At 73.2% G+C, this 18,693-nt stretch carries 14 protein-coding genes; 4 read left to right on the forward strand and 10 right to left on the reverse strand.

The window, feature by feature from the left end; translation table 11 throughout:
- The 3 genes from BBH68_RS33730 to BBH68_RS33740 all read left to right on the forward strand — a co-directional run.
- On the forward strand, positions 1-1,566 hold a 1,566-nt coding region (locus tag BBH68_RS33730; RefSeq protein ID WP_065967574.1), incomplete at its 5' end, for an APC family permease.
- A 98-nt stretch (positions 1,567-1,664) separates the two neighbouring features.
- Entirely contained in the window at positions 1,665-2,000 is a 336-nt protein-coding gene (locus BBH68_RS33735; protein WP_065967575.1) for a PadR family transcriptional regulator, read from the forward strand.
- Positions 2,000-2,938 (forward strand): HAAS signaling domain-containing protein, encoded by a 939-nt coding sequence (locus BBH68_RS33740; protein WP_065967576.1) that lies wholly within the window; start codon positions 2,000-2,002, stop codon positions 2,936-2,938. Before BBH68_RS33735 ends, BBH68_RS33740 begins: the two co-directional genes overlap by 1 nt.
- A 131-nt stretch (positions 2,939-3,069) precedes the next feature.
- Here the strand turns inward: BBH68_RS33740 and BBH68_RS33745 are convergent, their stop codons facing one another.
- The 4 genes from BBH68_RS33745 to BBH68_RS33760 all read right to left on the reverse strand — a co-directional run bounded on the left by BBH68_RS33745 (position 3,070) and on the right by BBH68_RS33760 (position 7,341).
- On the reverse strand, positions 3,070-4,605 hold the full coding sequence (locus tag BBH68_RS33745) for an AMP-binding protein (RefSeq protein ID WP_065967577.1): 1,536 nt from the start codon (positions 4,603-4,605) through the stop codon (positions 3,070-3,072).
- Positions 4,602-4,898 carry an acyl carrier protein gene (locus BBH68_RS33750; protein WP_065967578.1) on the reverse strand — a complete coding sequence of 99 codons (297 nt, stop codon included), beginning with the start codon at positions 4,896-4,898 and terminating at the stop codon, positions 4,602-4,604. The genes BBH68_RS33745 and BBH68_RS33750 overlap by 4 nt, the downstream gene beginning before the upstream one ends.
- Before the next feature lie 67 nt (positions 4,899-4,965).
- Complete coding sequence (locus tag BBH68_RS33755) at positions 4,966-5,994, reverse strand: 3-oxoacyl-ACP synthase III family protein (RefSeq protein ID WP_065967579.1); 1,029 nt, start codon at positions 5,992-5,994, stop codon at positions 4,966-4,968.
- Between the two features lie 45 nt (positions 5,995-6,039).
- Positions 6,040-7,341 (reverse strand): MFS transporter, encoded by a 1,302-nt coding sequence (locus tag BBH68_RS33760; RefSeq protein WP_065967580.1) that lies wholly within the window; start codon positions 7,339-7,341, stop codon positions 6,040-6,042.
- A 570-nt stretch (positions 7,342-7,911) separates the two neighbouring features.
- Here BBH68_RS33760 and BBH68_RS33765 point away from each other — a divergent pair.
- Positions 7,912-9,333 carry a helix-turn-helix domain-containing protein gene (locus BBH68_RS33765; protein WP_065967581.1) on the forward strand — a complete coding sequence of 474 codons (1,422 nt, stop codon included), beginning with the start codon at positions 7,912-7,914 and terminating at the stop codon, positions 9,331-9,333.
- Between the two features lie 12 nt (positions 9,334-9,345).
- Here the strand turns inward: BBH68_RS33765 and BBH68_RS33770 are convergent, their stop codons facing one another.
- From BBH68_RS33770 to BBH68_RS33795, 6 genes are all read right to left on the reverse strand, one after another.
- Complete coding sequence (locus BBH68_RS33770; protein WP_065967582.1) at positions 9,346-11,091, reverse strand: acyl-CoA dehydrogenase family protein; 1,746 nt, start codon at positions 11,089-11,091, stop codon at positions 9,346-9,348.
- Positions 11,088-11,432, reverse strand: a complete 345-nt coding sequence (locus BBH68_RS33775) for an acyl carrier protein (protein WP_065967583.1) — start codon at positions 11,430-11,432, stop codon at positions 11,088-11,090. Before BBH68_RS33775 ends, BBH68_RS33770 begins: the two co-directional genes overlap by 4 nt.
- A gap of 118 nt (positions 11,433-11,550) precedes the next feature.
- Positions 11,551-12,804: a cytochrome P450 gene (locus tag BBH68_RS33780; RefSeq protein ID WP_065967584.1), complete on the reverse strand. Its 1,254-nt coding sequence runs from the start codon at positions 12,802-12,804 to the stop codon at positions 11,551-11,553.
- 43 nt (positions 12,805-12,847) lie between these two features.
- Positions 12,848-13,618, reverse strand: coding sequence for an SDR family NAD(P)-dependent oxidoreductase (locus BBH68_RS33785; RefSeq protein ID WP_065967585.1), 771 nt, complete (start codon positions 13,616-13,618; stop codon positions 12,848-12,850).
- A gap of 40 nt (positions 13,619-13,658) precedes the next feature.
- A complete protein-coding gene (gene gntD / locus BBH68_RS33790) occupies positions 13,659-14,738 on the reverse strand; it encodes a guanitoxin biosynthesis L-enduracididine beta-hydroxylase GntD (protein WP_065967586.1) in 1,080 nt (359 codons plus the stop codon).
- Between the two features lie 191 nt (positions 14,739-14,929).
- Positions 14,930-18,693: non-ribosomal peptide synthetase (locus tag BBH68_RS33795; RefSeq protein ID WP_141713123.1), on the reverse strand; the 3,764-nt coding region annotated here is incomplete at its 5' end.

The following is an 18,693-nucleotide window of genomic DNA, read 5'->3' on the forward strand; positions in this document are numbered from 1 at the left end:
GGTTCGCCGCACTTCCTGATCACCATCACCCTCTCCGCCGCCGACGCCTCCACCCACCTGGTGGAGAACCCCCACTTCACCGGCGTCCTGCACGGCCACGAGGTGATCATCACCCTGGGTCTGGTCGCCCTCCTCGGCGCCGTCTTCCTCAAGGGCTTCACGGAGGCCATCGGGGTGGCGGTGGTCCTGGTCGGCCTCTATCTGGCGCTCAACGCGGTGGTGGTCCTGGTGGGGCTGTGGCATGTGGCGACCGCGCCCCACGTGATCACCGACTGGTCCCAGGCGCTCACCGCCGAGCACGGCAACCCGCTGGTGATGGTCGGTCTGGCGCTGCTGGTGTTCCCCAAGCTGGCGCTCGGCCTGTCCGGGTTCGAGACCGGGGTGGCGGTCATGCCGCATGTCGAGGGCGGCCCCGAGGACACCGAGGAGCGGCCCGCCGGGCGGATCCGGGACACCAAGAAACTGCTCACCACCGCCGCGGTCGTGATGAGTGTCTTCCTGATCGCCACCAGCTTCATCACCACCCTCCTGATCCCCCAGGACGAGTTCAAGGACGGCGGCCAGGCCAACGGCCGCGCGCTCGCCTTCCTGGCCCACCAGTACCTGGGCTCGGCGTTCGGCAGCGTCTACGACGCCGCGACCATCGGCATCCTGTGGTTCGCCGGGGCCTCCGCGATGGCCGGGCTGCTCAACCTCATGCCGCGCTATCTGCCCCGCTACGGCATGGCGCCGCACTGGGCCCGTGCCGTGCGCCCCATGGTCATCGTCTTCATCCTCATCGCCTTCCTGGTCACCTGGATCTTCGACGCCGACGTCGACGCCCAGGGCGGCGCCTACGCCACCGGCGTCCTGGTGCTGATGACCTCCGCCGCGATCGCCGTCACCATCGCCGCCCGGCGCGCCCGGCAGCGCGGCTGGACCGTGGCCTTCGCCGCCATCTCCGCCGTCTTCGGATACACCACCACGGTCAACGTCGTGGAGCGGCCCGACGGCGTGAAGATCGGCGCCTGTTTCATCGCGGGCATCATCGCCGTGTCGCTGCTGTCCCGCCTGGCCCGCGCCTTCGAGCTGCGGGTCACCGACGTCCACCTGGACCCCATGGCCGAACGGTTCGTCCGCGACACCGCCACCCGCCGGATCCGGTTCATCGCCAACGAGCCGGACAGCCGCGACGCGGCCGAGTACCGCGACAAGATCCACCAGATCCGGGCCGACAACGACATCCCCGACGAGGAGGACTTCGTCTTCGTCGAGGTCACCGTGCGCGACCCCTCCGACTTCGAGTCGGCGCTGCGCGTCCGGGGCGAGGTGCTGCACGGCCGCTATCGCGTGCTGACCCTCGACGGCTCCAGCATCCCCAACTCCCTCGCCGCGCTGCTGCTGCATGTGCGGAACCTGACCGGGCGGCGCCCGCACATCTACTTCGAATGGACCGAGGGCAGCCCCTTCGCCCAGTTCCTGCGGTTCTTCCTGTTCGGCCAGGGCGAGGTCGCCCCGGTGACCCGCGAGGTGCTCCGGGAGGCCGAACCGGACCGGGCCCGGCGCCCCCATGTGCACGTGGGCTGAGCGCGCACCGCGGGCCCGCCGGTCAACTCGGGGCCCATGGCCGGGAGTCGACCCCTGCGGGGTGACATTAGTGTGCGCCGCACAGTATCGTGTGACCTGTGTCCGTAGAAGAACTGACCCTTGCCCAGGCCCAGGAGCTGCGTCGAGGGACGGTCGTGCTGGCCTGCCTGGCGCTGCTCCAGAAGCCCAGTTATGGCTACGCGCTCTTGGAGACGCTCAACGAAGCGGGGGTTACCGTCGACGGCAACACCCTCTACCCCTTGCTGCGCCGCCTGGAGAAGCAAGGCCTGCTCACCAGCGAATGGAACACCGACGAGTCCCGGCCGCGGAAGTTCTACCAGGTCAGCCCCGATGGCTCCCGGGTGCGCAGCGGCCTGGTGCGCGAGTGGCGGGACCTCGTCGCCTCGATTTCACGACTCACCAAGGAGGGGTGATGAGTACGAGCCTGCTCACCGAGCGCTATGTGCACGAAGTCGTCAGGCGGCTCCCGGCCGACCAGCGGGAGGACATCGCCGAGGAGCTGCGCACCACCATCGCCGACACCGTCGAGGGCCGCAACCCGGCCGATCCGCGGGCAGCGGAGCGCGAGGTGCTCAGCGAGCTGGGCGACCCGGTACGCTACGCCGCGCGCTACACGGACCGCCCGCTCGCCTTAATCGGACCCGACCTCTATCCGACCTATGTCCGGCTGCTGGTGACCCTGCTGTGCACCGTGCTGCCGGCGATCACCTTCGGTCTCGTGGCGCTGGACGTCCTGGACGACAAGGACCTCGGCCCGGCCCTCGGCGGCGGCATAGCCACCCTGTTCACCCTGGGCTGTGAGATCGTCGCCGTGCTCACCGTGGTGTTCGCGGTGACCGAGCGGGTCCGCCACCGCAAGGGCGTGGTCGACGCCGCCTCCTGGACGCCCGACGACCTGCCCGAGGTCCGGCAGCCGGAGAAGGCCGGCGTGGGCGCCGTCGCCTCGGCGGTGTGGGACGCGCTGCTGTTCGGGCTGATCATCTGGCAGCACACCGCGAAGCCCTACCGGGCGGACGGCGAGCGGTTCCAGGTCCTGGACCCCGATCTGTGGTCGGGCTGGGTCTGGCCGATGCTCGCCGGGCTCGCCGGGCTCGTGGTGGTCCAGGTGGCCCGCGTGGCCGCGCGCGGCTGGACCGTTCCGCTGGCCATCGGGAACGCCGTCTCCCAGGCGCTGTTCACGCTCTCGCTGGCCTGGGTGCTCCACCAGAAGACGCTCTTCAACCCGGACTTCCTCGCGCACACCAAGGACCTCTGGTCGTCCTCGGACCAGGCCTACAGCGGAGCGGCGCTGATCGTGCTCGCCATCGGCGTCAGCGGGGTGTTCAAGAGCTTCCGCTCGGCGCGCGGCTGAGGCGCGGGCCCCGGCCGCGGGGCGGGTCGCCGCGCCGGTCATCGCGCCGGCCGCCGCGCATGACGAAGGGGCGCTCTCCCCGCCGGAGCGCCCCTTCGCGAGCGTGTTCCGCCGGGCCGGCCGGCGGTGTCTCAGGGGCGTTCCAGCACCGAGTCCCTGACCCGATTGCGGTCGACCTTGCCGGTGGAGGTCCTGGGCAGCGGCTCGGCCACGGTCTCGATGACGCCGGGGATCGCCGCCCGCACCGTGCGCTCCGCGCAGTACTGGCGCAGCGCCAGAACGCCCACGCAGCCCGGTTCCACCAGGCGCAGCCGGGCGTGCAGCCGGTGTCCGGCCACCGGGTCGGGGACCGCGACGACGGCCGCCTCGAGGACCGCGGGGTGCTCCAGCAGAATGGCCTCGACCTGCTGGGTGCTCACCTGGAAGCCGCGTACCTTCACCATGAAGTCGGTGCGTCCGAGCACGCTGAGGGAGCCGTCCTCGTGCCGGGTGGCGATGTCCCCGCTGCGGTAGTAGACGAGACCGGGGACGCCGTCCGGGTGCGGGCCGAACTTCCCGTCGCTGGGCACGTTCACATAGCCGCTGGTCTGGAACGGGGTGTGGACGAGAAGCTCGCCCTGCCCCGGGCCGGTCAGCGCGCGCCCGTCCTCGCCGCTGATCAGCCAGCTCACGCCGGGCAGCGGGTGGCCGATCGGCAGCGGGGTGCGGACGGGCCGGTCGCGCGGCACCTCGTAGAGGAAGCTGTTGTTGGTCTCGGTGCAGCCGTAGTTGTTGTACCAGCGGGCGCGCGGGAAGACCGTGGAGAGCCCCGCCAGCACCCGGGCGGGCATGCTGTCGCCGGCGAACACGAGGTGTTCGGGTGCCTCCAGCGGCCCTTCGCCCGCCGAGGCCTCCACGAGCAGCTGGAAGAGGAGCGGTACCCCTTGGATCACCTGGACCCGGTGGTCGGCGACCAGGTCGCGCAGATAGCCCGGGGAGGCGCCGCGGTCGGGGTCGGCCAGGACGACGGTGCCGCCGTACGCCAGGGTGGTCCACACGTCCAGCAGGCACAGGTCGAAGTTGAGCGGGGCGTAGTTGAGGACGGTGGTGCCCGCGGTGATCCCGAAGGTCTCGGCGCCCCACGCGGTGAACCGGGTGACCGCGCCGAACGACAAGGGGACGATCTTCGGCAGGCCGGTCGAGCCGGAGGTGGTGAGCATGAAGCCGATGGCTTCGTCGTCGACCGGCGCGGGCGCCGACGCGGCCACCGACGCGGCCGCTGACGCGTCCGCCGGCCGCGGGGGCTCGGTGGTGTTCCCGGCGACCGCGCCGGGGTCCACCACCCGGTCGACCAGCGGATCGTCGGCCAGGCCGAGGACGACCTCGCACCCCGCCTGCTGGTACAGCTCCTTGGCCGGTGTGTCGGGCAGCTCGTGGGACGGCAGCAGAAAGCGGCGGCCGGCCATCAGCGCGCCCAGCACCAGCGCCACCGCCTCGGGCGACTTGCGCACGCGCAGGCCCACCGGGCGGGAGGTGTCCGGGGCGGCGGCCGCCACCTGGGCACGTGCCCGGCGGGCCATGGCGTGCAGCTCGGCGTAGCCGACCGCGCGGCCCTCCCAGATGAGCGCGGGCGCGGACGGCCGGTCGGCCGCGTGCCGGGCGAACGCGGTCACGAATGTGTGGCTCATGCGGGTCCCCGCCCCACGGCGCGCTCGGCGGTGTTCCGGATGGCCCGCACCGAGCGGAAGTTCCTGGTGGTCAGCTCCGCGTCGGGAACCACGACCCGGTAGCGGTCCGCCAGCCATCCGGCGATCCGCAGCACGGCGAGGCTGTCGATCACGGCGGTGGCCAGCAGGTCGTACTCGGCGTCGAGCTCCACCGTGGCGACGCCGGGCAGGAATCGCTCCACGACGAACGCGGCGATGTCTTCCTCGGAGATGTCCGGCACGGTCGCCGGTGCGGCGTGGGGCTGCGCGGGCATGATGTTTCCCCTTCCCATGGTTCCTGACGTCCCACTGGTTCCGACGTCCTCACACTTCGAGACGTCCTCACACTTCGATGAGCGTGCAGAACCAGTGCATGCCGGGCGCCGCGACTCCCACGAGCGCCACGAGGTCCCCCCGCGACAGCTCGCCCGCCTCGATGTGCCGCCACAGGCAGATCAGTTGGTCGGCGGCGCCCATGTGGCCCAGTTCGCGGGCCAGTTCGGCGTTGGTGCGTGCCAGGGGGAGGCCGACCGCGTCCGCGGCCGCGCGGATCGTCTGCTGGTTGTCGTTGAGGTAGATGAGACGGGCCAGTTGGGTCCGGTCCCGTCCGGCGCGGGCGAGGGCCTGGTCGACCACGTCCGCGACCCGCCCGCTGATCTCCTTCATGAACACCTGGAACCGCTCGGGGTCCCGGCCGAAGTGGCGGTAGACCCCGGTCATCGGGTCGGCGTGCAGATTGCCGTGGCCCGGGGGCGGCAGGGGGGCCGCGGCGCCCCCGTACTCGACGCGGAACAGGTCGGCGTACTCGGGGTTGGTGAAGTGGGCCGAGGAGAGCCGGCGCAGGCGCGGGTGGCCGCGCCGCAGCACGGCCGCGACGGCCCCGTCGCTGGCGATGGTGCCGTTGAAGTCCATCCTGTTGGTGTGGGCCTCGCTGGCCACGTTGACCAGGGCCACCAGCACGTTCCGGGTGTCCGGCGAGAGGGCCATCGCGCCCGCCGCGTGGTCGAGCGCCACCGACCAGGCCGCGCACACCTGGGTGAACATCACGGTGGGCGTGGCGTGGGCGCCCAGCGCCCGGGCCACGGCCGCCGAGGCGTCCCAGCCCAGGTACTCGGGGACGTCGGAGTGGCCGACGACGATCAGGTCCACGTCGGCGATGTCGAGGTCCGCGTTCTCCAGGGCCTCGCGGGCCGCCTCGGCCGCGAGGTCGGTGGCGGTGACTCCCTCGGCCACCCGGTGGTAGGTCCGGTACCCGAGGCCGCTCACGACCTCGGGATCGGGCACGTACTCACCGGCCGTCTCGGCCACGTCGTGCCGTTCGCCGAAGGCCATGCCCGTCGCGACGATGCCCAGGTCCACTGGAGTGGCCATGTGTTGTCCCTTCGCTCGGATGGCGTCCTCGCCAGGTGCGCCGGCTCAGACGTGCGCCGGCTGGAGGGCCGGGAGTTCGGGCACCTCGGCGAGCGGGGTGTCCAGGATGCTCAGGTGGCGCCGGGCGAGGTGCAGGCTGATGGCCAGCAGGGCCATGGCCGCGGCCAGGATGAGGACGGCCGTCTCCACCCCCGCCGCGTCGGCGAGGAACCCGGCCACCAGCGGGCCGATCCACTGCATGCCCTGGAAGAAGAACTGTCCGGTGGCGGCGACCCGGCCGAGATACGCGTCCGGGACCAGCCGCACCTCGTACGACTCGGTGACGACGTTCATCGGCGCCATACCGGTCATGCCGACCATCAGGACCAGCCCGATCTGCCACGGCTGGGGCACCAGCGCCACCACGGCGAAGGACGCCACGAAGACCCACGCGGACAGCAGCAGCACCCGCCGGGCGCCCAGCCTCCGCATCAGCCAGGGCCCGGCCACGGCGCCGATGAGGCCGCCGGCGAGGGCGAGCGAGGTGGCGACGCCGACCGCGGTGGGCCCGCCGCCGCGGTGCCGCACCAGCACGATGAACAGGAGGGTGAGCCCCTGCGCCAGGGTGTTGAGCAGGGCGCCCCAGGTGAGGGTGAACATCAGGTAGTCGCTGCGTCTGATCAGCCGCACGCCGTCCTTCATGTCCGCGACCAGGCCGGGCCGCCGGTCGCCGTCGGGGTGCCGGTCCGGGCCGAGCGGCCTTCGGATGAGCAGCGAGCCCAGGGTGACGAAGACGAAGGACATCGCGTCGAAGAGGAACGGGATCCAGCGGGCCATGGAGTACAGCAGGCCGCCGAGGGGGGCGCCGATGAGCTGGACGACCATGTCGCGGCCCATGCTCTGCGCCGTGGCGGTGGCGACCTGTTCCTTGGGGACGATCCGGCGCAGCACCGGCGTGGAGACGCCGATCTTCAGCCCGGCGGCCAGTCCGCTGACCAGGGCCAGCGCGTCGAGCGCGAGGACCGGTGGACTCCCCCGGTACACCAGCAGGGCGACGGCGGCCATCGCCACCGCCTCGACCAGCGGGACCACACACAGGATGGCGCGCCGCGAGACCCGGTCGGCCAGCGCTCCGCCCACCGCGAGGGTGCCGAGTTTGCCGAGCATGTGCAGGACGGTGATGGTTCCGGCCTGGGTCGCCGACCCGGTGGCGTACAGCATGAAGAGGGGGAACGCGAGGGTCGACACGCTGGTGCCCAGCGTCGACAGGCCGTTTCCGGACCACCAGTACACGTAGTCGCGGTCGCGCCACAGCGATGGTGGCCGCTCCGCGGTGTTCGGCGTTTCCTCGGGACGTGACCGCGCCATCGCCCTAGCCCCCGTCCCCTCAACTGTCTCGCTCGTACCGTTCGCTGGTGCGTCCTGCCGGTCCGCGGCCGTTGCCGGTGACCTCGCGCAGCATGCTGGTCGATGCGTCGCCGCCCGGGCCAGGCAGTACACCGGCAATTACGGGGGAAGTTGCCGCTGGGCGCAGGAAGTGTGAGAAGTGAGGGATAAGCGGGGAGGAGGGGGAGAACACCCGGAGAACGAGGAGGCGCGGAATGCTGGGATGTCCGCTTCCGGCCACATTGGCGGAGTTGTCAACTAGTGGACACAGACCGCTTTCATGTCAAGGCTACCACTCCCCCTCGGACGTGTTGTCGAGTAGGGTCCCATTCTTGCCACGGGACGATGTCATGTGCGTGCGAGTGGTTTATCGGGTCCTTGAGCAGGCACAAACGGGGAACCAGGGGGTCGGATGAGCGTCGAACGAGCCCGCCCCGATTTCGTCGGCCGCCTTGCGCCTGCCCGGTCACGGGGCGGCGCCCGCCTTTGCGCGCGCGCCGTACGGGATGCGCAGGGGGAGCACTTGTTCCATCTCAAAGGGGGATTCACTCAATGGCGATTCCTAATGATTTCACGTCGTTCGACGGAACCGACATTCATCAGCTGCGTGACTTTCTGCTGAACCAGCGGCGGATTTCCGGCTGGACGCAGGAGGAGCTCTCCGAGCGCTCCGGTGTGAGCGTGCGTACGATCCGCAACCTGGAGACGGGCTCCAACACCAACCCGCGCAGGACATCGGTGGCCTTGCTGCTCAGCGCCCTGGGCGCGGCTCCCGCCTCGCTCCCCGAGGCGGCCCCCTGGGGCGGGGACGACATGACGGTGCTGCCCGAGCGGCGGCCGGAGTCGCACCGGGGCCGGGCGACCGAGCTTTCGCCGTGGCACGGCCCCCGGCCCCTGGGCGACCCGTTAGTGGGCAGACAGGCCGATATGCGGCACATCCTGGCCTGCGCGCAGCGCAGCCGGCTGATCGTCCTCACCGGTCCCGGCGGGGTGGGCAAGACCCGACTGGCCCTGGCGGCGGCGTCCCGGCTGCGCCCCCTGTTCCGTGACGGCGTGGCGGTGGTGGAGTTGCGCGACTGCCCGCCCGAGCACCTCGACCCGGCACGCGCACGTGCCGAGTTGACGCGCGTCATTCGGGATTTCACCCGTGAATCGGGACATTCCGGCACCGCCGCGCCGGGCGGCCGGCGGCTGCTGGTGCTGGACGGCGCGGAGCATGTGGCGCAGCAGGTCGCCCGTATCGCGCGGCAGTTGCTCGACGAGCGTCCGGGGCTGCATCTGCTGGTCACCTCCCGGCGCGCGCTGGCCGCGAGTGCGGCGGAGACCTGGGAGGTCGAGCCGCTGCGGGTGGACGGCCGGGAGCGCCGTGACATCGCGGTGCCGAGCGCGGTGGAGTTGTTCCTGCGCCGGGTGCAGGCCAGTCTGCCGACCCTGGATCTCACCCATCACCTCCCGCTGGTCACCACGCTGTGCCGGCTTCTGGACGGTGTGCCGCTGGCCATCGAGGTGGCCGCGCAGCGGTTGCGGTCGCTGCCGCTGACCTCTCTCCTCCAGGAGGAGACGCTCTTCCATCTGCTGGACCAGGCCGACACGGGGGGTCTGAGCGCGCACCGCACACTGTCGGACAGCGTGCGGTGGAGTTACGACCTGCTTCCCGTGGCGCACCGTGAGCTGCTGCGCGAGCTGGTCGCCCTGCCGGACGGCTTCTCGCTGGACGACGTGGTGACGGCGCAGCCGGGCCGCCGTCCGGGCATGATGCGGGTGGCGCATCTGCTGGCCGAGCTCGCGGACGCCTCGCTGGTCCAGACGCAGCGGGAGCGGCAGTACACCTACCGCATCCACGCGCTGGTGCGGCATGTGGTGACGCAGGTGGCGCGTCACCCGCAGGCCGCCGACGCCGGGGCCGCCCGGCCGGCCGAGCCGGACCGCCCCGAGCCGGTGGCGGTGCGCAGCGCCGGGCGCCCCGCCGCCTGACCCGGAGGACACTCAGCCCGCCGCCGCGGCGGCCGCCTTGACGGCCTGGAGCGAGAAGTACTCCGGGCCGTCGAGGCGCGCGAACATCAGCTCCTCCAGCCACGGCGGCAGGCTCTCGTCCGGTTCGGCGGTGGGGTCGAGCCGCCGCAGCAGCCGTTGCAGCACGAGGACCAGCCATCCGGTGCCCGGGGCCGTGGCGCGCTCCTCGGCGAAGGAGTACAGCCAGGTGTACAGGCACGAGGCGGCCGCGTGGTGGACGCAGTGTTCGGTGGCCCGGTCCTGTCCGTCGGTCGTCGCCGGGTCGAGCGACTCGGCGGCGATCCGCGTGTAGAAGGCCGCCCGGCGGGCGGACCACGCGTCGAGGACCTTGCGGAGCGCGTCGGCCTCGGCCGCCGGGACCTGGCGTTCGGCGATCAGTCGGGCCTCGGCCACCGCGGGGCCCCAGCCCCGGGTGATCTCGTCCTCACTGGCGTTGGTCAGCCGCAGCGCCCGGCCGGAGGGTTGCCACACCGGGGCCTCGTCGGACCAGTCGAAGAGCCGGCGCAGCAGGGTGTCCGCGCCGGGGGCGGGGCGGTCGGCCACCCGGGCCACGGCGGGCAGTTGCGAGGCGATGCTGTGGAGGTTGACGTGGGTGGTGCCCTCGAAAACACTGGCGATCGCGTGGTCGCGCTGGAGTTTCTGGAAGACGCCGCCGGCCACGCCCTCGCGCAGATAGCCGCGTGCCCCCAGGACCCGTCCGGCCTCCTGGACGACCTCCTCGCCGAGCGTGGGCACCAGGTACTTGACCACGGAGGACCACAGGCTGAGCCGGGACGGGGCGACCGACAGCGAGCGGGCCACCGGCAGGGTGACGCACTCGGCGATCAGCAGGTCGAGGTGGGAGCGCACCAGGTGCCGGCGGATGACGGGGATGCGGTAGATCTCCTGCCCGTACAGCACCCGCTCCCGCGCGTGGCGCAGGGCGATCCGCAGCACCGAGTCCATGGTGCCAATGGACAGCGCGCCGATGGCCGTGCGGGTGATCTGCAGGACCTGGAGGATGCCGGTCAGGCCCCCGCCGGGGCGGCCGAGCAGCGCGCCGGCGGGCACCTTGGTGTCCCGGAAGGTGATGCCGCTGAGGTCGTGGCCGCGCAGGCCCACCGTGCGGACGAAGGGGTGGTTGTCCCAGCTGCCGGGCGGGAGCGCTTGCTTGTCGACCAGCAGCAGGGAGGGGCCAGCCCCTTCGACGGCCGCGTAGACAGTGAGGAAGCGGCCCCGGGTGGCGTTGCCGACGGGCCACTTCTCCCCGGTGAGGAGGTACCCGTCGCCGTCCGGCACCGCCGTGGTCTCGTTGGTGCCCAGGTCGCTGCCGTGGTCCGGTTCGGACACCGCGAAACACGCGAGGTCCCCGCCCAGGAGGCCCTGCGCGACCCGGGCGCGCTGCTCCTCGTCGCCCCACAGCCACACCGGGTTGACGCCGAGCAGCGCGGAGCCGAACATCACCGCGACCGTCAGGTTGCGGCGCGCGAGCGAGCGGGTCAGCAGGACGAGCTGTTCCAGGTTCCGCAGCCCCCCGCCGAACTCCTCGGGCACCAGGTAGCGCGCGAACCCCCAGGACCGGATGAGGTCCACCGCGCCCGGGGGCAGGGCGCCCCGCTCCTCGTGCTCGACCGTCTCCGCGTGGCTGAACGGGCCGCCGGCCGCGCCCGGGTCGCCGAGGGTCCGCTCGAGGTCGGCGACCAGGGCATGGGAGGGGCGGTCGTCCGGGTGGCGGTTCATGCGGTGGGTGCGTCGGCGCCGTAGCGGGCGAAGAGGGCGGCGACCTCGTCGTCGGGGGGAAGCTGCGCCCGGCCGTCGGCCACCTCCGTGCGGACGAACTCGACCACGTCCCTGACCCGCTCCAGCTTCATGGTCTCCTCGGGGGTCAGCACCCGCAGGCCGTACAGGTCCTCCAGGTTGTAGCCGAGTTCCGCGAGGACGAGGGAGTGGAAGCCGAGGTCGCCGACGAGCCGGTGGTCCGGCTCGACCCGGTCGACCTTGCGCGGAGCGATCAGCCGGACCATTCCGCACACCACGGGGGAGACGGCTTCGGCGCCGAGGGCGGCAGGAGTGTGAGTCATGTCCTCGACGGTAGGCCGGGGGGCGGGCCGCTCCCAGGCAATGGGCCCGGCAAGCACACGGCAACTCGCCGCCACCGGGGGTGCGCTTCCGCCGAACTGCCGCCGGGATGCCCATGGGTCAGCGGTTGCCGTCGCGGCCCGTGGGCCGTTCCCCGGTCAGGGCCACCGGCAGCGCGGACATGCCGCTCAGGAAGTTGGAGTACACATACCGCGGCTCGCCCGCGGGCTCGGCGGACGCGACCAGCTCCACCAGGCTCTCCAGGAGGGCCGTCAGCTCGGCGCGGGCCAGGAAGGAGCCGAGGCAGAAGTGCGAGCCGTGGGCGAACGACAGGTGTTTGTTGGGGGTGCGGGCCAGGTCGAAGTCGTCGGGCCGGTCGAAGACCCGCTCGTCGCGGTTGGCGGAGGCGAGCCAGGTGACGACGATGTCGCCCGCCTCGACGAACCGGTCCTCCAGGAGCACGTCCCGGGTGGCGGTGCGGCCGCTGTGCAGGGCCGGGGTGGTCCAGCGCAGCACCTCCTCGACGGCCGATGCCACCTCGACCCGGCCGGTCTTGAGCGCCCGCCACTGCTCGCCGTGTTCCATCAGCGCGTGCAGGCCGCCGATCATCGCGAAGCGGGTGGTCTCGTGTCCGCCCATGATGATGCTGTAGCAGTTGAAGACGATCTCCTCGTGGGTCAGCGGCCGGCCGTCGATCTCCTTGGTGACCAGCAGGCTGACCACGTCGTCGTACGGCTTGGCGCGGCGCTGGGCGGCCAGTTCGGAGAAGTAGAGCAGCAGGCCGTTCCGGGACGACCAGGTCGCCTCCTCGGTGGGGGCGCCGTCGGCGGAGGACAACGCGGACGAGGTGAGCTCGATGATGTGCCGGCGTTCGGCGGCCGGCACGCCCAGCAGGTCGCAGATGGCGGCGAGCGGGATGTGCGCGGCCACGTCCTCGGCGAAGTCCACCTCGCCCCGCTCCACCGCCTCCTCGACCAGCGCCCGGGTGGAGCGCCGGACGCTGTCGACCACCACGCCCAGGGAGCGCGGCGAGAACGGCTTGAGCAGGGCGCTGCGCAGCGCCTGGTGCGGGCGGCCGTCGGTGACGGCGAGCATCTGCCCGGCCGCCGAGTCGCCGCCGGCGAGCAGGGTGTCGAGCACATTGCCGCGTTCGGAGGTGAAGGTCTCGCTGTCGCTGAGTACCGAGACCACGTCGGCGTAGCCGCTCACCGCCCAGAAGCCGGGGCCGCGCGCGGTCTCGGGTTGCCAGTGCACGGGGGCCTCGGCGCGCAGCCGGCGCCACAGCGGGCCGAGGTCGTGGTCGGCGTGCAACAGGGGGTCGGCGAGGTCCAGGCGGTCGAGCGGTTCCGGGGCGAGCGCCGGGCGGGTGTCCATGGTTGTTCCTCGACTCGGTGGCGGGATGGCTCGGGGGGTGCGCTCAGCCGAGCGGCTCGGTGGGGCCGGGGAAGAACGCGGTGGTGGCCCCGGCGGTCTCGGCGCCGTCCACCACGAACTGCTGGCCGGAGACGAAGGACGCCTGGGGGGAGGCCAGGAAGTGGAAGACGTCCGCGATCTCCTCGGGGAGGGCGTGGCGGCGGGCGGGGATGCGCTCGTTGACCTCCTGGAGCATGGCGTCGGTGTACTCGGCGCGCTGCATGGGGGTCAGGACGGCGCCCGGCGCCACGCAGGCGGTCCTGATCAGGGGGGACAGTTCGACGGCGAAGGTCTGGCAGAGCGAGGCCACCCCCGCCTTGCTGGCGTTGTAGTCCGCGTAGAGCGGGTAGCCGCGGGAGCCGTTGACGGACGCGGTGGCGAGCAGCACGCCCTCGCCTCGGCGCAGCATGTGCGGGACGGCGTGGCGCCACAGCGCGAGGACGCCCATCAGGTTGACGTCCAGGGTGCGCCGCGCCTCCTCCTCGGTGAGGTCGAGGATGCCGTGGCGGACGCTGATGCCGGCGTTGGCGATGACGACGTCGAGGCGGCCCCGCTCGGCGTGCACCCGGTCCACGGCGTCCCGGACGCCGGCCCAGTCGGCGACGTCCAGCTCGATCCAGCGGACGTGGCCCCCGCCCTCGCGGGAGCCTTCCCGCGTGCCCGGGGCGGGCGGCTGGATGTCGAGGTTGACCACGTAGTCGCCGGAGCGGGCGAACCGCTCGGCGGTGGCGTGGCCGATGCCGCTGGACGCGCCGGACACGATGACGGTGCGCATGGGAGGTGGCTGCCTTTCTGCGGGAGGCCGCGGGGCGGGGTCAGACGATGACACGGGGGTGTTCCAGCGCGTAGCCGCTGAGGTTGCGCCGCAGGTTGCGGCTGACGGTGAGCTTCTTGAGCCAGCGGTCGGTCCCGTCGTACCGCGGAGTGAAGGGGCGGCGGCCGTGTACGGCCCGGTAGTTGTCCACGATCAGCAGTGAGCCGGGGCCCACCACGATCTCCCGCTGGACGCACCGCAGTTCGTCCATGAGCCGGTCGAGCGCGGCGGCGGCCTCGATGTCGTCGGAGGCCACGCGCATGAAGGGCCGGTCGATGCGCAGGTAGGGGTTGAGCCGGTCGCCGAAGAGCACGGCGGTGGGCACGGGCCGGTCCACCATGGCGTACAGCCTGGCCAGCGCGGGGTGGCCGGGCGCGGACGTCTCGAGCTGCCGGATGTGTTCGCTGTCCGGCAGGATGTGGAAGCGCTCCTCCGCGAGCACGGTGCGGTCGTGGTCGCTCAGCCGTACGTCGCGGACGGACGCCACGACGGTGGGCACCCGGTCGGGGTTGCGCAGGCCGAACAGCAGCAGGTAGTCGCAGCGGTTGGGGTGGAATCCGTCCTCGGTGTGGAACTCCAGCAGGCTCTCGCTGCCGTAGCCGCTCTGGCGCTGTTCGTCGCCGCGGATGGGCAGGATGTTCTGGATGATGCGGCCCTCCTGGAGGGTCACCCAGCCGAACGGGTCGCCGAGCGCCATTCCGCACATCGCCAGCCACAGCTCCTGGGCCCTGGCCGTGTCGCCGTCGATGGCCTGGCGCCAGTGGCCGGGGGTGGGGCCGATCCGGGTGTCGTCCACCGGGAAGCCGTGCACCAGGCAGGCGGCCGTGGACTCGGTGCGGCGGTAGGAGAGGAGGAAGCCGCGCAGTCCGGGGGGCAGCAGTTCCTCCGCCGCGTGGTCCCGGTCGTAGAACTCCGGCAGGCCGGGCGCGCCGTGGGTGTCGCCGAGCCGGGCCGCGGCGGCCCGCAGCGCGGCGGCCTCGGCTGGGTCGAGGCGGTATTCGAGGGGGGTGTCGGGTCCGCCGGGGTCCCGGTCGGCCGCCCCGGGGCGGAGGGCGTGGGCAACAGGGTAGGTGCTCGTCATGGCGATGGTCCTCCACCGGGGTCGTGACCGCGCGGGTCGTCCGTCGTTCGGTCCTGTGCGCCCCGCGCGTCGCCGCCGGGCCGCGTGGTGGTGCCTCACTGGGCCGGCCGAGCAGGGTCCCGGCCGTCGTCGGCCCAGTGGTGGTGCGGGCGGTGGCCGGGGGCGTGTCCGGCCACCGCCGAGGGGGGAGTTCAGACGGGTTCCTGCCAGTCGGACGCGAACGCGTCGAACTCGTGCTGGTCCAGGGTGATCAGCGGCTCCTCCGGGCCGGCCGCGTCCGCGTCCGGGGCCGGGGCGAGCTCCTTGACCGCGGTGGCGAGCGCCGCCACGGTCTTGTGGGTGAACACGTCGCGCGGCGCCATGTCCAGGCCGTCCGCGTGGGCGAGGGTGACGAGCTTGATCGAGCTGATCGAGTCGCCGCCGAGGTCGAAGAAGCTGTCGTCGATGCCCACCCGCTCCACCTGGAGCGCCTGCGCGAACAGCGCGCACAGCCGCTCCTCGCGGGCGGTGCGGGGGGCCCGGCTCTCGGAGGTGCCGGTGAAGCCGGGCGCGGGCAGGGCGTCCCGGTCGAGCTTGCCGCTGGGCGTGACCGGCAGCCGGTCCAGGACGACGACGGCCGCGGGCACCATGTAGTCGGGCAGGGCGGCGGCGGCCCGGCGGCGCAGGTCCGCGGGGTCCGGCCGGGCGCCCGGGGCCGGGGCCGCGTACGCCACCAGCAGCGGCCGGCCGGGCCGGTCCTCGCGGACCACGACGGCGGCCCGGGCGACCGCGGGGTCGTCGGCCAGCACCGTCTCGATCTCGCCCGGCTCGATCCGGAAGCCGCGCACCTTGACCTGCTGGTCGGCCCGGCCCAGGTATTCCAGGGTGCCGTCCGGCGTGCGGCGGGCCAGGTCGCCGGTGCGGTACATCCGCGACCCCGGCGGGCCGTACGGGTCGGCCACGAAGCGTTCCGCGGTGAGCCGGGCCTGGCGCAGATAGCCGCGGGCGAGCCCCTCCCCCGCCAGATACAGCTCGCCGGGCGCGCCCACCGCCGCCGGGCGCAGCGCGACGTCGAGCAGGTAGACGCGGGCCCCCGCGACCGGGTCGCCGAGCGGCGGCCTGGTCCGGCCCGTCAGCGGGCGGCTCATCGTGGCCATGACGGTCGCCTCGGTCGGGCCGTAGGCGTTGACCATGCGGCGCCCCGCCGACCAGCGTTCGACCAGCTCGGGCGGGCAGGCCTCGCCACCGACGACGAGGGTGACCCCGGGGGGCAGGCCGTCCTCGGGCAGCACGGCGAGGGAGGACGGGGGGAGCAGGAGCGCGGTCACGCCGTGCCGGGCCACGGTGGCCGCCAGGGCCGGGCCGGGCAGCAGCTCGTCGGGTTCCGCGACGACCGCGCTCGCCCCGGTCAGCAGGGCGGTGGCCAGTTCCCACACCGAGGCGTCGAAGCTGGGCGAGGCGAACAGCAGCACCCGCTCGTCGGCGCGCTGCGCCAGGCCGGTGCGCTGCTGGGCGACCAGGGCGGGGATGCCCAGGTGGGAGACCAGCACGCCCTTGGGGCGGCCGGTCGAGCCGGAGGTGTAGATGAGGTACGCGGTGTTCCCGGGCCGCAGCGGGGCCACCCGGTCGGCGTCGGTCAGGTCCTCGCCCGACAGCCCGGCGGCCAACTCGGCGGCCACATCGGCCCGTTGCGGGGCGTCGGCGGCGGTGTCCGTACCGTCCAGGCACAGGGTGGCCCGGGCGCCCGCCTCGGCCATCGGTCCGGCCGCCTCGGCGGTGGTCAGGACCAGGGCGGGCCGGGCGTCGGCGATGACGTGGCGCAGCCGCTCCGGCGGGTACCGCAGGTCCAGTGGCAGGTAGGCGGCCCCGGCCTTGAGGACGGCCAGGACGGCCAGGACGGAGCGGGCCGACTTGGGGACCGCGACCGCGACGATGTCCTCGGGGCCGATGCCGCGGGCCACCAGCGCGCGGGCCAGCCGGTTGGCCCGCGTGTTGAGCTCGCCGTAGCTGATGGCCGACTCGCCGTCGTACACGGCGATGGCCTCGGGGCGGGCGCGCACCCGCTCCTCGAAGAGCCCGGGGAAGGTGGCGCGCGCACCGGGGTGCGCGGGCCCGTCGGCGGCCGTGCGGAAGCGGTCGTGTTCCCGCGCGGTGAGCAGGTCGAGGCGGCCGAGGGGCACCGCCGGGTCCGCCACGAAGCCGTCGAGGACGGTGCGCACCCGGGCCAGCAGGTCCTGGCACTCCTCGGCGGTGAACAGGTCGGCGCGGTAGCTGAGTTCGAGGCTCATGCGCTCGCCTGGCACCACGACCAGGCTGAGCGGGTAGTGGGTGGCGCCGGGCACGGGCCGGTCGTCGACGGAGATCCGCAGGCCGGGGACGTGTTGTTGGACGGCGTCGCCGTCCACCGGGGTGTTCTCGAACCCGACGACGGTGTCGAAGAGTTCGCCGAGGCCCAGGGTCCGCTGCACTTCGGTGAGGCCCAGGTGCTGGTACGGGCCCAGCTCGGCCTGTTGGTGCTGGAGGTCGGCCAGGACCCGGCCGAGCGGCCGTGCCGGGTCGAGCCGCACCCGGACCGCGACGGTGTTCATGAGCAGGCCGACGATGTCCTCGGAGCCCGGCAGCTCGGGCGGGCGTCCGGCGCAGGTCGCGCCGAACACCACGTCCTCGCGGCCCAGCAGGTGGCCGAGTGCCACCGCCCAGGCGCCCTGGACCACCGTGTTGAGGGTCAGTCCGGCGGCGCGGGCCGCGGCGGACAGCGCCGCGGTGCGCTCCGGGTCGAGGACCTCGGTCGCCAGGTGCGGCACGGTCGCGGCGGCGGCCTCGGCGTCGGGGGCGACGAGTGTGGGCTCCTCCAGCCGGTCCAGTGCCTCGGCCCAGGCCCGCTCGGCCCGCTCGGTGTCCTGGGCGTCCAGCCAGCGGAGGTAGTCGGAGAACTGCGCCGGTGGCGGGCCCTGCTCCGGGTCCGCCTGGCCGCCGCGGGCGTAGAGGGCGAACAGGTCGCGGAAGACGAGCGGCAGCGACCAGCCGTCCAGCAGCCCGTGGTGGTACGACACCAGCAGCAGGTGGTCGTCGGGGGCGAGCCGGACCAGGGTGGCCCGCAGCAGTGGCGGCTCGGCGAGGTCGAAGCGGTGCAGCCGGTCCTCGTCGATCAGCTCGGCGAGGCGGGTGCGGCGCTCGTCCTCGCCGAGGGCGGACAGGTCGGCCTCCCGCCACGGCACGCGCATCCCCTCGTGCACGACCTGGACCAGCCGGCCCGTGCCCAGCAAGGTGAAGGAGACCCGCAGCGCGCAGTGGCGGGCGACGAGCGCCTCGACGGCCTCGCGCAGCGCGGCGGGGGCGAGCGGGCCCTCGAGCCGTACCGGGGCCTGGGCCGTGTAGACGTCGACGCCGTCGGCGGCCAGCAGCGCGTGGAAGTGCATGCCCTGCTGCAGCGGCGTCAGCGGCAGCACATCGGCCGACCGGTGGCCGCGCTCGGCCAGTTCCGCGCGTTCGGCGTCGGTGAGCGGGACCAGCGGGCCCTCGGTCGCGGCCGTGGCCTCCCCGCTCCGCGCCTCCCCCCGCGCGCCGGTGTCCTCGGCCACGTCGGCGAGCCGGGCGATGGTCTTGTGGCGGAAGACGTCCTTGGTGGTGAGGGCCAGCCCGGCCCGGTGGGCGCGGGCCGCCAGCTGCATGGCGATGATCGAGTCGCCGCCCAGGTCGAAGAAGCTGTCGTCCACGCCGATCCGCGCCGCGCCGAGCACCTCGGTGAACACCTCGTGCAGCACCCGCTCCCGGTCGGAGGCGGGCGCCCGGTAGGCGCCCGCGGCCTGGAACGTGGGGGCCGGCAGCGCGGCGCGGTCCACCTTGCCGTGGGGGGTGAGCGGAATGTCCTCGACGACCATGATCCGGGCCGGGACCATGTACGCCGGGAGCCGCCGCGCCACGGACTCGCGCAGCGCGGCCGGGTCGGGGCGCGCCGGGGAGCCGGGACGGGGGC

It is taken from the genome of Streptomyces sparsogenes, assembly GCF_001704635.1.
GTDB lineage: Bacteria > Actinomycetota > Actinomycetes > Streptomycetales > Streptomycetaceae > Streptomyces > Streptomyces sparsogenes.

What these genes read in the sequence shown, in the direction of transcription:
- gntD (WP_065967586.1), bottom strand. Translation starts at nt 14,738, where the DNA reads ATGACGAGCACCTACCCTGTTGCCCACGCCCTCCGCCCCGGGGCGGCC.
- BBH68_RS33755 (WP_065967579.1), bottom strand. Translation starts at nt 5,994, where the DNA reads ATGGCCACTCCAGTGGACCTGGGCATCGTCGCGACGGGCATGGCCTTC.
- BBH68_RS33775 (WP_065967583.1), bottom strand. Translation starts at nt 11,432, where the DNA reads ATGACTCACACTCCTGCCGCCCTCGGCGCCGAAGCCGTCTCCCCCGTG.
- BBH68_RS33760 (WP_065967580.1), bottom strand. Translation starts at nt 7,341, where the DNA reads ATGGCGCGGTCACGTCCCGAGGAAACGCCGAACACCGCGGAGCGGCCA.
- BBH68_RS33740 (WP_065967576.1), top strand. Translation starts at nt 2,000, where the DNA reads ATGAGTACGAGCCTGCTCACCGAGCGCTATGTGCACGAAGTCGTCAGG.
- BBH68_RS33750 (WP_065967578.1), bottom strand. Translation starts at nt 4,898, where the DNA reads ATGCCCGCGCAGCCCCACGCCGCACCGGCGACCGTGCCGGACATCTCC.
- BBH68_RS33770 (WP_065967582.1), bottom strand. Translation starts at nt 11,091, where the DNA reads ATGAACCGCCACCCGGACGACCGCCCCTCCCATGCCCTGGTCGCCGAC.
- BBH68_RS33780 (WP_065967584.1), bottom strand. Translation starts at nt 12,804, where the DNA reads ATGGACACCCGCCCGGCGCTCGCCCCGGAACCGCTCGACCGCCTGGAC.
- BBH68_RS33765 (WP_065967581.1), top strand. Translation starts at nt 7,912, where the DNA reads ATGGCGATTCCTAATGATTTCACGTCGTTCGACGGAACCGACATTCAT.
- BBH68_RS33785 (WP_065967585.1), bottom strand. Translation starts at nt 13,618, where the DNA reads ATGCGCACCGTCATCGTGTCCGGCGCGTCCAGCGGCATCGGCCACGCC.
- BBH68_RS33745 (WP_065967577.1), bottom strand. Translation starts at nt 4,605, where the DNA reads ATGAGCCACACATTCGTGACCGCGTTCGCCCGGCACGCGGCCGACCGG.